We start from the raw sequence: 16,451 nt of genomic DNA on the forward strand, positions 1-16,451 counted from the left end.
TTTTTAAACACCTTTCTTTTTAAATTTTAATACTATGTTTCTATGTGTTAAAGAATAAATCCAATGATTGTTATAAATATTTGTAACACGGAATCGTCAAAAAGTCAACAAAATCAGTATTTACAACCAATCTTTCCAATACTTTTTCTGCCAAAGGAAATTGACGTTTTTCGTAATTTTCTTCACCTAGTTCCGTTTTTATTTTATTGAATTCATCTAAAGCCAATTCGTGATAATATGCCAGGTTCAATTGTTCCCCATTATCCAAAACCACTTTATTCTGAAGCCATTGCCACAATTGCGATCTCGAAATTTCGGCAGTTGCAGCGTCTTCCATCAAGTTGTGTAAAGCAGCTGCACCCTGACCGTTGAGCCACGAAGCGAGATACAAAACTCCAACATTGATGTTTTTTCGAACACCATTTTCTGTAATGATTCCAATTGGTGGTTCGATCAAATCAGCTTCTGTTATTTTGCGATGTTCTCTTTTAATATGAATTTGATTTGGAGTTGGCATTCCTTCATCAAAAACTGCTTTTGCCAGCGAAACCAAATCCGGATGTGCCACCCAGGTTCCGTCGTGACCATTTCGAACTTCACGTTCTTTGTCTGTTTTTACTTTTGCAAAAGCAGCGGCATTGGCTTCTTCATTATTTTTAATCGGAATCTGCGCTGCCATACCACCAATTGCATGAATACCACGTTTATGACATCTCTGAATTACCAGATTCGAATACGCATTCATAAAAGGCGAAGTCATATTTACCTGATCACGATCCGGAACAATGAACTTTGGATTCTTGCGAAATTTCTTGATGTACGAGAAAATGTAATCCCAACGCCCACAATTCAATCCTACAATATGTTCTTTCAGTTCGTAGATGATTTCATCCAATTGAAAACTCGCTGTTATAGTTTCAATAAGTAGAGTAACTTTGATTGTACCACGTGACAGTTTTAAATAATCCTCAGTAAAATCAATTACATTATTCCACCAGCGTGCTTCCAGATAATGTTCCAATTTTGGAATGTAGAAATACGGCCCGGAATTATTTTCCAACAACTTTTTATGATTATGAAAAACATACAATCCAAAATCTATTAGAGAACCTGAAACTTCTTTTCCTTCAATTAAAAGATGTTTTTCCGGTAAATGCAAACCTCTCGGACGTATAATCAGCGTTGCAATCTTCTCATTTAATTGATATGTTTTATTTTTTGAAGTATCAGTATGAGAAATTGTTTTATTGACTGCATCTATTAAATTCATTTGCCCTTCCATCAAATTTTGCCAGGTTGGCGAAGTACTGTCTTCAAAATCGGCCATAAATGTTTTTGCTCCTGAATTCAGGGCATTGATAATCATTTTACGATCGACTGGTCCGGTAATCTCAACTCTGCGATCTAATAAATCTTTCGGAATTTCTCCAGCCATCCAATTACTTTCTCTGATGGTTTTGGTTTCTGAAGGAAAAATTGGCATGACACCCTGATCAAAAGCCGTTTGTTTTTGTTCTCGCTGTAACAATAACAGCTTTCGTTGCGATTCGAATTTTCGATGCAAATCGGTTATAAAAACAATCGCTTCTTCTGTCCAAATGTTCGGATAAGAAAGGTTCTTTTCGGCTAAAAATTCCATTGCCGTTTCGGTAATCTCTAATTGGTTTTTCATAGCTGCAAATTTTATTTTTCCATTGTTCATATGTTATCGCTACAAATGCATTTTATGTCTTTAAAAACATTTTTAATTAATAGCAATTTCATAGCTAATAAGTTTTACACTACAATGTTATGAAAAAGTTTTTTACAAAACAAGCGAACGTTCGCTAAATATTAAAAATAATTTTTTGGCGTTTATTTTTTAAATGGTTATATTTGAATTATGGATATCGAAAAAGACTATATAAAGCTGATATTTGGGTTAAAACTCAAACAAGTACGCACTCAAAAAAATCTTTCGCTTTTTGGCTTAGCCAAATTGACAAATCTTTCAAAATCGTATTTGAACGAAATTGAAAAGGGGAAAAAATATCCAAAAGGAGATAAAATTCTGCTTTTATGCAAAACTCTGGATGTTACTTACGACCAAATGGTCTCTTTAAAACTTGATAATAACCTTGCTCCGATTGGTGAAATTTTAAAATCAGGTATTTTAAAAGAAATTCCATTAGAGCTTTTTGGTATTCAGGAAGCCGATTTAATTGATATAATTGCAAACGCCCCGGCAAAGGTCAATGCCTTTATTAGTACCATTATTGAAATTGCACAACATTATAATTTAAGTCGGGAAAGTTTCTTTTTGGCTGCTTTGCGTTCTTATCAGGAAGCACACAGTAATTATTTTGAAGATTTAGAAAATAAGGTAATTGCTTTTTCGAAATCCTTTCAGATTAATTTAGATTCCAAAATAAGCATTGAAGAGTTAGAAGCCATTCTAAAAGAAGAATACGAATACACTATAAAAGAAATTGCTTTTACAGATCAGGAAGCTTTGGGAGATTTACGCTCGATTTATGTTCCGAAAAGCAAAACTTTATTGCTTTCTACAGAAATTGACAACCCTCAAAAGGCATTTGTTTTAGCCAAGGAAATTGCTTATAATTATCTAAATTTATCTGACAGGCTACTGACTTTCAGCTGGATTAAATTTGATAATTTCGATCAGGTTTTGCATAATTTTTATGCTTCTTATTTTGCGGGAGCATTATTACTGCCAAGACAATTGGTTCTTGACAAAATCAATTTGTTCTTAAATAATGAACAGCCCAAACCGGAAGAATTTGTTGCGCTAATAGAGAGCTTCGAAGTTTCTCCGGAATCCTTTTACCAAAGACTGACAAACTTATTACCTAAAGATTTTCATCTGAAAAACTTATTCTTTCTGCGGTTATCGCACCAAATAGGTTCTGATGTTTATCAGATAAAAAAAGAATTACACATTACCAATCAACAGGAACCTCACGCGAATGAAGCGAACGAGCATTATTGCAGAAGATGGGTTTCGGTAAAAACGATAGACGAAGCCATCAGACAAAATAAACCTCATTTTTTTGATGCCCAAATTTCCAGTTATGCCAATAGTGGAAATGAATATTTAGTTTTTTCATCAGCAACAAAAGATCCGTTTGCAGAGAATTGTATCCGAAGTATTTCAGTTGGAATTTTGATCAATCCAACAATGAAAAAGAAATTCAAATTCATAGACGGAAAACCGCTTGTCAAAAGAATTGTTGGTGTTACCTGCGAAACCTGCGATGTAAAAGATTGTCTTGAAAGAGCAGCGCCACCTATTGCACTGGAAAAGAAAAAACGCCATGAAAATACGGATGCAGTTGTTCAGCAGTTTATAAATCAATATAGCTAGAATGTTATGAAATATTTCACTTTAATAATAACTCTGATTTCTATTAATTCAAACCAGAAAACAGATAAGCTTAATGGCCGCTACAATTATTTAATCGAAGACAACAATTTCTATATCCAAAAAGATAAAATTTCTTTTAATGATAGTGTTTTTGTATTTGACAACAAGTATATGCCAAAGGGGAAAATCTCATATGGCAATATTGTACTATTGGAAAATTTCATAAATGCAGATTTAATTATAAGCATTTCAAAAGATCAAATTAAAAAAGATACTATTCTATTTTACATGCATGACAAGAAAAGTTCCTCTGCGAATTACCTTGACGAAGTAGTTGGAAAAGGGAAATTAATCAAAATTAAATAATTCAGTTTTTTAAGAGACTTCAACATAATTATTCATCAGAATCTTGTCATCTCTGACGAAAGAGAGATGACAAGATTGCGTTAGACGCACTGCTGTGCGCCTCTACTTTAAAAACCTCTGCTCCTTTGGCAACTTTGCACCTAAAATCTTAACCACTTAGAATCTCAGAAACTTAGAACCTTAAAGAACTTAATCTACATTAAGTACATTTCATTGATGTTGGTGGTAAATTTGTACTATAAAAATAACAAAACATATAACATCATGGAAAATATAGTATTGCACAAGGCAGAAACAAGAGGAAATGCAAATCACGGATGGCTTAACGCTTATCATAGCTTTAGTTTTGCAAGCTGGTACAATCCGGAAAGAGTTCAGTTTGGGGCACTTCGCGTTTTAAACGATGATACAATTGCAGGCGGAATGGGTTTTGGAACTCATCCACACGATAATATGGAAATCATTACCATTCCGTTAGAAGGTGATTTAGCACACAAAGACAGTATGGGAAATACGGAGATTATCAAAAATGGTGATATTCAGGTAATGAGTGCCGGAACCGGAATTCAACATAGTGAATTTAATCCAAATGCTGATCAGCAAACCAAATTGTTACAAATCTGGTTGTTTCCAAACCAACGAAATGTAACACCTCGTTACCAACAGATCACTTTGAATGTTGCGGACAGACACAACAAATTAGCTCAGGTTTTATCCCCAAATGCAGATGACGAAGGTGTTTGGATTCATCAGGATGCCTGGTTTAATATGGGTAATTTTGATGCCGGAACTACTACAGAATATAAAATTAAAAAAGAAGGAAACGGAGTTTATGCTTTTATTTTAAAAGGAAACGTAACTATTAATGGTCAGGAATTAAACACTCGTGACGCTCTTGGAATTTCGGATTTTGAAACTTTAAACATCAAGGCAAATACTGATGCAGAGTTTCTGTTAATGGATATTCCGATGAATTATTAATTAAGGAAATAACTAATACCCTTTCAAGAAACGATAAATAAGTTGAAAATCACCTTATTTATCGTTTCTTTTTTTTGCCTAAAATTTTTACAAAACCCAAAAGAAAGACTAAATTTATTAAAAGAAAATTGGTCTGACTTTAAATAAAAATAAACCACTAAATTTCTCAACCATGAATCCAAATAACCTTACCAAAGAATATACAAACGGTGAAGTAACAATTGTATGGGAATCCGGAAAATGTATACATTCAGCCAACTGTGTAAAAAATAATCCGGATGTGTTTCATCCAAAAGAAAAACCCTGGATTAAAGCTGAAGCCTCAACATCAGAAAAAATCATGGAAACAATAAAAAAATGTCCGTCTGGTGCTTTAACTTATTATTTGAACAACAAGAAATAGTCCTTCGACTTCGCTTAGCATGACAACAATATAAATGTGATAATCAAAAAGTTATCACATTTTTTATTTCTTAATCTAGGTTAAGTGACTTTAGAATACTGTCAACGTAACTTTGTCTTATCAAAATGAAATTATAATATTTAAAAAATAAAATTATGGCAACTACAAAATGGTCAATTGATCCAACGCACTCAGAAATTGGTTTTAAAGTAAAACACATGATGTTTACAAATGTTTCAGGAAAATTTGGAGCTTACGATGCAACAATAACTACAGATGGTGATAATTTTGAAAACGCAGCAATTGAATTTTCCGGCGATATCGCTTCTATCGATACTGCAAATACCGACAGGGATAATCACCTAAAAAGCGGCGATTTTTTTGATGCTGAAAATCATCCAAAGTTAACTTTCAAAGCTTCAGCATTCAAAAAGATTAATGATGAAAAGTATGAACTTAAAGGAGATCTGAACATCAGAGGTATTGCAAAAACAGTAACTTTTCCAGTAGAATATAGCGGAATCATGACTGACCCATGGGGAAATACAAAAGTAGGTTTGAGTATTGAAGGAAAAATAAACCGCAAAGACTGGGGTTTAAACTGGAATTCGGCTTTAGAAACCGGTGGAGTTTTAGTTGGTGAAGAAGTTAAATTAAATATTGAACTGCAATTTGCGAAACAGGCGTAATTATTATTTATTTTTAACCTGAGTTCAATAAATCTATTCTTTCACAATCAATTTTACATGAATCGTTCCTACGGAACTCTTTTTATCATTCTTTATTCCCAACGGATTAAAATCCGTCGCTACAATATCTTGCTAGCCTACAGCTCTTTATGTAAAAGTTTCAAAGGAACGATTCGTTTTGTAGCAACGGATTTTAATCCGTTGAAAATATTTGATTATGAATTATAGAGTTCCGTAGGAACGATTCATATAAAATTAATTGAAATTTTGAAACAATAGATTTATAACTAAATCAGGCTTCTATTAAGATACGCGAAATATCTACATACAAAAAACCCTTCTTAAACTATTTGTCTATGAAGGGTTTCTTTATTTTAACTTGTTAACGGGATACTGAGACCGAAAACTGAGACTGAAAACTAATTTTAAGCATTAGCCGTAGTTGCTTCTTTATCAATTTTACCGATTAAACCTGCCAATACCTTTCCAGGACCAACTTCAGTAAATAAAGTAGCACCGTCAGCAATCATTTGCTGTACAGATTGCGTCCATTTTACCGGAGCAGTCAACTGAATAATTAAGTTCTTTTTGATTTCGTTTGCATCCGAAACAGCACTTGCCGTTACGTTTTGATATACCGGACAAATTGGAGTTGAAAAGATAGTCGCTTCAATAGCTGCTGCCAATTCTTCTCTTGCAGGTTCCATCATTGGTGAGTGAAATGCTCCTCCAACAGGTAAAATTAATGCTCTTTTTGCTCCCGCAGCTTTCATTGCCTCACACGCTTTTTCAACTGCTGAAGTTTCTCCTGAAATTACTAATTGTCCGGGACAATTATAATTTGCAGCCACTACAATTCCGTCAATAGAGGCACAAACATCTTCAACCACATTATCTGCTAATCCTAAAACAGCAGCCATTGTTGAAGGTGTTATTTCGCAAGCTTTTTGCATAGCCAAAGCACGTTGCGAAACTAATTTCAAACCGTCTTCAAAAGATAAAGTTCCGTTGGCAACCAAGGCCGAAAATTCTCCTAAAGAATGTCCTGCAACCATTTCCGGTTTAAAATCTTCCCCTAAGGTTTTAGCCAGAATAACTGAGTGTAAAAAAACGGCTGGTTGTGTAACTTTAGTTTCTTTTAGTTCTTCGGCAGTTCCTTCAAACATGATATCTGTAATTCTGAAACCTAAAATTTCATTCGCTTTTTCGAATAATTCTTTGGCTAATGCTGATGATTCATATAAGTCTTTGCCCATTCCTGTAAACTGTGCGCCCTGACCCGGAAATACGTATGCTTTCATTTGTCTAATTTAAAGATTGATATTTTTAAATTGAAAATTAGTTTCAATTGAAAGGCAAAAATAACATTTTTTTAGCTTGAATAATTCTTAAACATATAAATCCATAATAATCTTGAAAATCGAAGATTAAAGAAGGAAAATGTAATAATTACCCCGGCTATAATTGGAATAATTCGTAAATCAAATGTTTTTTCGAAGAAAAATTGCGCAACACAATAAGTAGCAATTGCCTGAGCAACTGTCAACCCGTAATTAACATACATTGCCCCAAAAAAGTAACCCGGCTCTTTTTGAAATTTATAATTACAATGACTGCAGTGTTCGTTCATTTTTGGAAAGCCAAAATTCAGGAAAATATTCTTGTCTTTAAAAACTTTTCCTTTATGACAATTTGGACATTCATTTTTCAAAATATGGATTAGTGTATTTGACATGACTTTGTTGTTTTTATTTAAACAAAGGTATATTAGATTCTATTAAAGCCTTTTTTATATCTTCGCCACTTATAGCATAATAAAGACATTTACCATGAAGAAATATCCAATTTATAGTGTCCGGAATTTTAGCTGCAACGATATTCATCGTGATTTTTATGTAAATCCTTTTAAAGAACATTTAAAAAACCACAGTTTTGTCGAAGAACCTCATCGGCATGATTCTTATTTGATGGTTTTTTTTACAAATGGTTCCGGAATCCATGAAATAGATTTTGACCGGTTTGAGATTAAAAAAGGAAGTTTATTTGTTTTACAGCCCGGACAAATGCATCATTGGAGTTTGTCTGACGATGTTGAGGGCTTTGTAATTATATTTTCGCAGGAGCTTTATAATTTATATTTCGGGCAGAAAAAAATCAATGATTATAACTTTTATCATTCGATTCATAATCGGCCGGAAATGGTTTTTGAAGCAACAGAAACACCAAAAATTTTGCCTTATTTCAATCTTCTGATTGAAGAAAATAGCGAACATAATAATTTTCAATTGGATAAAATGCTGAATTTACTGGATTGTATTCATATTGAAATTGCCCGAAAATATAGTGAAACCTATTCACATCAGACACATTCGTATAATATCAAAATCAACACTTTTGAAAAGCTTTTGGAACAGCATTTTAAAGAAAACAAATCACCATCATTTTATGCCGATAAACTAAATATCACGCTAAAACATCTGAACCGAATTTGTAATGAAATTTTACAAAAAACGGCTACCGAAGTCATTATGGATCGGGTAATTCTTGAAATCAAACGTATGTTAACTGACAAGCAACTGGCTGTAAATGAAGTCGCGTCTGCCGTGGGCTACGATGATTATTCCTATTTTTCAAGAGTGTTTAAAAAGCAAACCGGATTTTCCCCAACAGGATTTCGGAATTTAAAAAGTAAAAATTAAACCATATAAGTGATATAAGTTCATTGAAGCGTTGAGTTATATACTGTAGTCACAAGCATCTCGACTTCGCTCAATGTGACAATAACAAAAACTTAAATTTTCTTACATCACTTATATGGTTGAAATTTATTTGTTTCGATAAAAAACTGCAAAGCATTAAAAATTTAAGTAGTAACCGATTCTAAAATCTTAAAATTACTTTTTGGGGCTTCGCATAATGAACAACAGTATGTTTCGGATAAATCTGTAAATAAAATACCTTTTGGAATGTTCTGGCTTTCATCTCCGTATTCCGGATTATAAAGAGAAAGACATTCCTGACACTGGTAAATATCTAATTGTGGTTTTTCTTTTTTCTGATTATTTTCGACTGTTTCAGGAATTAAATTTCCTAATCCTTCAAAATATTTCCTGCTCAATTCGATTAGAACAGTAGGCAGTTCCAATTTATCGATATCCTGCGAATGCACAATATATTCGCGTGTATTTGGGTCAAAATTCTTTGCAAATAAAACATTATAGGTATCACGAATTTTAATAGACTCCAAATCTTTAGGCAAATCATTTTTTTCGATTACAATCGAAGTAAAATAATGTCCGTCACGATTGTATTCCGACAAACCAAAATTTAATCCATATGTACTGATGTCAAATTGATCAAGTGTACGAACCAAAAAAGTTTTAAGGTTCAAAGCCCATTCCATAGCTACCGGTAAATGCCAGTTAAGTTCTAAAAGTGAATGACGGACATTGATTCCTTTTTTACCTAAAAATTTCTCCCATTCCAGTTTTCGATCTTTCGGGATTCCTTTTACAATAAATGATTTCCAGGGTGTAATACATATTTTTCCGATTTTACAATCGAAACATAAATCACACATTTCTTTTAGGAAGTCTAAATCATACAGATTATTTCTCCAATACAAACCGAGCCAATATTGGTCGATTCCCATTCTGTTCATACCTTCATAGTATGGAAAAGGGTAAAACGGAACATTCAAAGGTTTATCAATGGTTCTGTTATTGGTATCTAAAGCTTCACTTACCAAACTAAAAATCATATCTATTCCGCAAAATTCTTCAGTCGCAACAATACGTTCAATTTCATAATAAAATTGCGCTATATCCCAACTGTAAATCAACACAGGATATACTTCCATACGCTGCCATTTAGGTAAACGAATATACAGATACCAATAATCCTCATGCTCAGAAGCAATAAAATTAAGATGACCTGTAAACAATGGAACTAATTGCTGTTTAGGATCATTGATATTTACTTTAAGCTTCGGCTGGTCTTTAAACAGCTCTAAAATATATAAAAACTTATTTCCTGTAAGCCAATTGGTATTTCTAAAAATATCTGTAGAGACATAAGAGGAAACGATATTATTACCACTTTTTTCATCCGGAAAAACAAAATGATGTTTACCCATTCTTTCCTTATCCAAAGCAGCAAAGCCTTTTGGAAAAATAATATCTTGTCTTGAACCAAATGAAATTGAATCTAAACCCTGATCCATCGCCATATTAACAACTTCTCTAAGTTCACCCGGCGAAATAACGCCTCCTTTTACTATTAATCTCGTTAATTCCATGTTTCTTTAGTTTACAGTTTTCAGTCTCAATTTTCAGTTTTCAGTCTCAGTATAAAACTGATTACTGCGACTGAAAACTAATCTATACCTTACATTTAGCTAAAATTTCTTTGACTTCGGTTTTGCAGCTTCCACAACCTAATCCGGCTCCTGTATTTTTACATAAATCAGTAAAATTACTCACACCGCTTTTAATAGTTTCTTCGATATTTCCGGCTCCAACCTGACTGCAGGAACATACTAATTTTCCCAGAACCGGTTTAGCATTTGAACTTCCTCTAAGCAATGTGTTTCGTTTATCCGACAATTCGATTTTGCTTTCAATCATCGTTTTAAATTCGGCAAACTCATTTTTATCTCCCATTAAAATCGCACCTACCAACAAGTCGTTTTTAACGATGCATTTTTTGTAATAACGTTGTTTTAGATCGGCAAAAACAATTTCTTCATAAGAATCATCGTTTTCAGGAATTTCAATATCACCGATACTGCACAAATTAATATCTTCCAGTTTCAGTATATTCATTAAAACAGAACCTTTATAGTAACTGCTTATATCACCTGCCAAAAAGTTCGCCAGGATATCGGCTTGTTCTTCTGCAGCTGATGTAATTCCGAATAATTTATTATCGAATTCCGCAATTTCTCCAATAGCATAAATATCAGGATTTGATGATTGCAGATACTGATTAACTTTTACACCACGACCGCAGGCAAGTCCTGTTTCACGTGCAATTTCTATATTCGGAACTGTTCCGATAGTATACACAATTGCATTTGCCGTAATAATTCTTCCACTTTTCAGGGCGATTTCTATTTCATTAGGATTATCCGTTTCAAAAACGGTACTGACTTCATTATCAAAATAAATCTGAATATCACGAAGCTGTACTTCTTCTGCCAATAATTTACTTGAAACCAAGTCCAACTGACGTTCCATTAATCTGGAAGCTCTTTGAACTATGGTTGTTTTTATTTTTTTATGTTTTAAGGCCGCAGCTAATTCTAATCCTAATAAACCTCCACCAATAATTACTACGTGCTGTTCTTCGGGAGGCAAATTGGTATTGTCCAGATGCTTTTTCAAACGATCGGCATCTTCTTTTCGTCTGACTGTGAAGCGTCCGGGTAAATGTAATTGTGCATTTTCCGGAACGAAAGGACGGCTTCCGGTTGCTAAAATCAAGGAATCAAAAGTATGGACATCGCCTAAGCTGTCTATTATTGTTTTTTCTTTAGCATTTATTTTTCCAATAGCTACCCCGGCATTCATCGTAATTTTTAACTTACTTAATCCTTCTCCGTCTTTTACTTTTAGTAATTGCTCCCATGTAAATTCGCCTGTCATATATTCAGGAAGCAATACACGATTATAAAATGGATTTATTTCGTTTGAAAATACTACAATCTCATCCGTAGAATTAAATTCGCGATAGTTTTGAATGAAACGAAATGCTGCAGCACCTGCTCCTACAATAGCAATCTTTTGAAAGGGTTTTACGTATTTGGTAATCGCAACCGTTGTATATTTGAAATCAGGCTCTTTTGAAACCGGATCAACAATGGTATTGGTTAAATTATTGGTTCTGTTTAAATCATTTTCAAGTTGTTTTCCCCAATGCATTGGTAAAAAAACCACTTTTTCTTTAATAGAATCTGTAACTTTTGCCTTAACGCGAACCTCTCCGTTTTTACTTGTTACAATAACAATATCCCCATCCTTAATATCTGATTTAAAGGCATCAATTGGATTTATCTCTAATACCGGACTTGGTGTATGTGTCATCAATCTTGACACCTTTCCGGTTTTTGTCATGGTATGCCATTGATCACGAACTCTTCCTGTGGTAAGGATAAATGGAAATTGCGGACTTGGCGGCTCTGAAGTGTTTTCAATTGCTGTCGGTAAATTGAAAATCGCTTTTTGTGATGGTGTATAGAATTTTTTATCCGTAAAAAGACGAGGTGTACCGGGATGTCCGTAATCCGGAACCGGCCATTGAAAAGTACCTTCGGTTTTTAATCGATTATAATTTAGGTATGAAATATCAATATTTGTGTTTTTGGTCAGTGCACAGTGCTCTTTATAAATTTCCTCGGCACTATTGAAATTAAAACCGTTAAAATTCATTTTTTTAGCGAACCTGATCAGGATTTCGATATCCGAAAGCGCTTCTCCCGGAGCATTTATCCCTTTTGGTAAATAAGATATACGACGTTCGGAGTTGGTCATCGTACCTTCTTTCTCCAACCATCCTGCAGCAGGCAATAATAAATCGGCATATTTAGCTGTATCAGCATTATGTGAAATATCCTGAACTACAACAAATTTAGCATTTTGCAATGCCTTTTCAATACGACGGGAATCAGGTAAACTTACTAACGGATTGGTGCAGATTATCCAAACAGCTTTCATTTTACCTGATTCCAGTGCCTCAAACATTTCGGTTGCCGTTAAACCAGGTTTGTCTGATATCGAATCAACTCCCCAAAAATCAGCCACTTCTTTTCGATGTTCAGGGTTAGCAATGTCTTTATGAGCGGCAAGCAAAGTTGCCATTCCTCCCACTTCTCGCCCACCCATGGCATTTGGCTGACCTGTTAATGAAAACGGTCCTGAACCCGGCTTTCCTACTTGTCCTGTCAATAAGGACAAATTCAATAAAGCTGTATTTTTATCTACTCCAACCGCGCTTTGATTAAGTCCCATTGCCCAAAGCGAAATAAATCCTTTGGCTTTCCCAATAGTATCTGCGGCCAGTTTAATATCATTTACAGAAACACCACATAGCTTTGAAGCTTTTTCAAGCGAAGTTCCTAAAACTAAATCTTTATATTCTTTAAAATTTTCGGCATGATTTTTTACAAAATCGTGATCTACATATCCTTTTTCGATAATGCGTTTTGCCATCGCATGATATAAAATAATATCTGAACCCGGAATAATCTGCAGGTGTAAATCAGCAAAAGCCGCCGTATCCGTTCTTCTTGGATCAATAACGATAATTTTTACTTTTGGATTATTCTCTTTGTGTTTCTCTATTCTTCTAAATAAAATCGGGTGACACCATGCAGGGTTTGCCCCAGTAATTAAAAAAGTATCAGCCAATTCAATATCATCATATGCAATTGGCACAGAATCCTCACCAAATGTCTTTTTATATCCAACCACCGCCGAACTCATACAAAGTCTGGAGTTGGTATCAATATTATTAGTCTTTAAAAAACCTTTTACTAATTTATTTACCAAATAATACTCTTCGGTTAAACACTGACCCGAAATATAAAAACCTACACTATCCGGTCCGTGTTTTTTTATTATAGAAGAAAAAACTGCTGCAGCACGGTCAATTGCAGTATCCCAGGTTACACGCTCCAAAGGATACGATTTACTTCCGCGCATTTGCGGATAAAGAATCCTGTCTGAAGTATCGTTGACTACATAATGCAAATTCATTCCTTTAGAGCACAACATCCCTTTATTTACAGGATGGTCTTTGTCCCCCTCAACCATTACACCATTCTTCGCATCATTTGTAACGATAATTCCGCAGCCAACGCCACAATATGAACAGGTAGTTTTGATTTTTGTACTTTGCATTCTAGTTATCTTTTAAATACTACAATTATAATCTTTTGATAAGAATCCGGAAAGGCGCTTATGTAAAGCAATACAAAAATAAGTATTTTTACGTATAAATACTTATTTTCTCAATTTATTTTTATATTTTTGTTTTAAAATAAACAAGGAACGATAAATTCGTTTGTAAATCAAATAAAAAATTGTCCTAATGAAAGAAGAATTGGCCATTTGTTATACCTGCACAAACGAAAATTGTTTCATAAAAAAACACTTACATTTAGAGCAAATGAAACAATATGTGTCAAAAAAACACAGTTTTATCTGCAAAAAATCTCATCAGTTTATTATTGAAGGTGCTCCTATTCAGGGACTTTATTTTATTTGTAAAGGGAAAGCAAAAACTGTAAAAACGGGCATCAATGGTCGTGAACAGATTGTTCGACTTACCAAAAACGGAGACACAATCGGGTTTAGGGGTTTTGGAACCAGTAAGCGATATTTAATCGGTGCATATGCCCTGGAAGATACTCTCTTATGCAATTTCAGTAATGATACAATGATGGAAATCCTTAAAAACGTTCCGGAATTTACGTATGATTTAATGTTGTTTTATGCTGATGAACTTAATAAAAGTGAAAACAATATTCGAAAAATTGCGCACATGAATGTTCGTGAACGTGTAATTGATGTACTCCTATATATTCATCGCAAATTTGGACAAAGCAATGGTTTAATTGAAATTGAACTTTCCCGAAAAGAAATAGCTGATTTTGCAGGAACAACTGAGGAACAGGTAATTCGTGTACTTTCAAGCCTTAAAAAAGAAGCACTTATAAAAACCGTCGGCAAAAGAATTGGCTTATTGGTTCTTCCTAAATTACAGTCTGAAATTATGGAACATAAGTATTTCTAAAAAATTTCAGCCTTCCCAATACCTTTATATAATCTTCTTTTCATTTAAGGATCTTTCCTGCTTCAAACAGACACTTAGATACATTTCTACGTATATTTTAAATTATTTTGATCTTTTTCTTCTAAAAACCACTTAAAAAGGTCTATTTTCTTTTTACAAAAATTTTATTTTCTTTTCGAATGTTAGTCTACGTATAAAAAGACAACATTCACCAACCCCTTATTTTACTGCATAAATTTTGAAATTCATGCGATAACGCAGTTTTAAAATTGATTTTAAAACGTTTTTTTCAGGTAAAAAAAAATGTTTGAACATGGCATAAACATAATACTTAAGTATTAATACGTATGTAAGTTTGCTTCATACTAATCCAAAAACAAATATCATGTCGAAATTAACCAATTTTACACTAAAGAATCAAAACTTAAAAAAAGGAGGTGTTTTTAATTTGAAACTTTCAAAATCAATTTTATTAGGATTTGCCATCACATGCCTGACACAATATGAAGCCAAAGCACAATTTACGGCTACAGGTCAAATAAGAAACCGTGTTGAAGTGCGTGCCGGACAAGGAACCTTACAACAAAAAGGGGATAAAGCGGCCTTATTTTCAAGTCAAAGAACAAGATTAAATTTAGGATACACTGGATATAGATTCAAAATTTTTACAGCCTTGCAGGATGTTCGTGTTTGGGGACAGGATGCTTCTTCTATCAACAGAACAACAACAGAAGCTAATAATGGTCTTTTACTGCATGAAGCATGGGCAGAAGTTTCATTAATAGATACACTAAGTACTATTCAGAATTTATCCATAAAAGCCGGACGTCAGGAAATTGCTTATGATGACCAGAAAGTTTTAGGAAGCTTAGATTGGTTACAACAAGGAAGACGTCATGATGCAGTCGTTTTTAAATTTGCAAATAAAGGCTGGACTGTAGATGTTGGAGCTGCTTTTAATCAAAACAAAGAGAATAATACCGGAACAATTTATAATGGTGTTAATCCTGCATATGGCGCAGGGACAAACGGAATTGGAACAATGTACAAATCATTTCAATATGCTTATGTAGGTAGAAAATTCTTCTTTGGTGATTTATCTTTTTTGTTCTTTAAAGATGATTTTAACAAATATACCATGGTAACTTCAGGAACACCTGCCGTAACAACTAAAGTAAACGGACAAGGAACATGGAACAGAAACACTACCGGAATCTATTTTAATACTAACGTAACCAGAAAATTAAATTTCACAGGAAGCGTTTATCATCAAAACAGCCATGATAAAGACGGAAAAGCTTTAAATGCTAACATGGCTTCAATCACTTCAACTTTACAAGTTGGAAGAAAATTATTTGTAGGTCCGGGAGTTGATTACCTGTCTGGTGATGACGGAACTAAAACGGCTAATTCTGAAAATAATCGTTTTGATCCTTTATACGGAACACCTCACAAATTCTGGGGAAGTATGGATTATTTTTATGCAGCCAACGGTTTTGGAAAACAAGGATTGCTAAATTATTTCTTCAAAATGAAATACAATGCCAAAGACAATCTAAGTTTATTTTTAGACATCCACGGTTTCGAAGCTGCCAATAAATTATCTAATGGGGCTGGTGGAGAACTAAGCTCTTATTTAGGGACTGAAATTGATTTCCAGGTAAAATACAATCTAACAAAAATCATCAATATCGAAGCTGGTTATTCAATCATGAAAGCAACTAATTCTATGGCTTCTGCAGCTGTTAAAAATGTTGCGAATGCAGATTTAACTCCACAATTCGGTTATATAATGCTAAATATCAAACCAAATTTCCTGGCTAAGAAATAATTAAAAAAATAAACTTTTAAAACT

Annotated in this window: 13 protein-coding genes; 8 read left to right on the forward strand and 5 right to left on the reverse strand. The window is 33.7% G+C overall.

All coding sequences use genetic code 11. The features are described from left to right. Positions 1 to 70 precede the first annotated feature (70 nt). Entirely contained in the window at positions 71 to 1,672 is a 1,602-nt protein-coding gene (gene aceB / locus PMI10_RS00500) for a malate synthase A (protein ID WP_035631183.1), read from the reverse strand. A 210-nt stretch (positions 1,673 to 1,882) separates the two neighbouring features. On the opposite strand from aceB, the gene PMI10_RS00505 reads away from it, so the two are divergent. The 5 genes from PMI10_RS00505 (at position 1,883) to PMI10_RS00525 (ending at position 5,803) form a co-directional block, all read left to right on the forward strand. Then, positions 1,883 to 3,364, forward strand: coding sequence for a helix-turn-helix domain-containing protein (locus tag PMI10_RS00505; RefSeq protein WP_007803275.1), 1,482 nt, complete (start codon positions 1,883 to 1,885; stop codon positions 3,362 to 3,364). Positions 3,365 to 3,370: 6 nt separating this feature from the next. Next, a complete protein-coding gene (locus PMI10_RS00510; protein ID WP_007803277.1) occupies positions 3,371 to 3,730 on the forward strand; it encodes a hypothetical protein in 360 nt (119 codons plus the stop codon). 264 nt (positions 3,731 to 3,994) lie between these two features. Then, entirely contained in the window at positions 3,995 to 4,711 is a 717-nt protein-coding gene (locus tag PMI10_RS00515) for a pirin family protein (RefSeq protein WP_035631177.1), read from the forward strand. A 172-nt stretch (positions 4,712 to 4,883) separates the two neighbouring features. Further along, on the forward strand, positions 4,884 to 5,114 hold the full coding sequence (locus PMI10_RS00520) for a (4Fe-4S)-binding protein (RefSeq protein WP_007803281.1): 231 nt from the start codon (positions 4,884 to 4,886) through the stop codon (positions 5,112 to 5,114). 155 nt (positions 5,115 to 5,269) lie between these two features. After that, positions 5,270 to 5,803, forward strand: coding sequence for a YceI family protein (locus tag PMI10_RS00525; RefSeq protein WP_007803283.1), 534 nt, complete (start codon positions 5,270 to 5,272; stop codon positions 5,801 to 5,803). Between the two features lie 425 nt (positions 5,804 to 6,228). Here the strand turns inward: PMI10_RS00525 and fabD are convergent, their stop codons facing one another. Together fabD and PMI10_RS00535 are read right to left on the reverse strand one after the other, a co-directional pair. Next, positions 6,229 to 7,104 (reverse strand): ACP S-malonyltransferase, encoded by an 876-nt coding sequence (gene fabD / locus PMI10_RS00530; protein ID WP_007803285.1) that lies wholly within the window; start codon positions 7,102 to 7,104, stop codon positions 6,229 to 6,231. 71 nt (positions 7,105 to 7,175) lie between these two features. Next, positions 7,176 to 7,538, reverse strand: coding sequence for a DUF983 domain-containing protein (locus PMI10_RS00535; RefSeq protein ID WP_007803288.1), 363 nt, complete (start codon positions 7,536 to 7,538; stop codon positions 7,176 to 7,178). A 94-nt stretch (positions 7,539 to 7,632) separates the two neighbouring features. Between PMI10_RS00535 and PMI10_RS00540 the strand changes: the two genes are divergently transcribed. Beyond that, entirely contained in the window at positions 7,633 to 8,502 is an 870-nt protein-coding gene (locus PMI10_RS00540) for a helix-turn-helix domain-containing protein (RefSeq protein WP_007803291.1), read from the forward strand. Positions 8,503 to 8,666: 164 nt separating this feature from the next. On the opposite strand, the gene PMI10_RS00545 is transcribed toward PMI10_RS00540, so the two are convergent. Next, on the reverse strand, positions 8,667 to 10,100 hold the full coding sequence (locus tag PMI10_RS00545) for a rubredoxin (RefSeq protein ID WP_007803293.1): 1,434 nt from the start codon (positions 10,098 to 10,100) through the stop codon (positions 8,667 to 8,669). 82 nt (positions 10,101 to 10,182) lie between these two features. Beyond that, positions 10,183 to 13,701, reverse strand: coding sequence for a nitrate reductase (locus PMI10_RS00550; RefSeq protein WP_007803295.1), 3,519 nt, complete (start codon positions 13,699 to 13,701; stop codon positions 10,183 to 10,185). A gap of 190 nt (positions 13,702 to 13,891) precedes the next feature. On the opposite strand from PMI10_RS00550, the gene PMI10_RS00555 reads away from it, so the two are divergent. Then, entirely contained in the window at positions 13,892 to 14,596 is a 705-nt protein-coding gene (locus PMI10_RS00555) for a Crp/Fnr family transcriptional regulator (protein WP_007803297.1), read from the forward strand. Positions 14,597 to 14,981: 385 nt separating this feature from the next. Further along, positions 14,982 to 16,427, forward strand: a complete 1,446-nt coding sequence (locus tag PMI10_RS00560) for an alginate export family protein (RefSeq protein WP_007803299.1) — start codon at positions 14,982 to 14,984, stop codon at positions 16,425 to 16,427. The last annotated feature ends 24 nt before the right edge of the window (positions 16,428 to 16,451 follow it).

Source organism: Flavobacterium sp. CF136, assembly GCF_000282055.1.
Taxonomy (GTDB): domain Bacteria; phylum Bacteroidota; class Bacteroidia; order Flavobacteriales; family Flavobacteriaceae; genus Flavobacterium.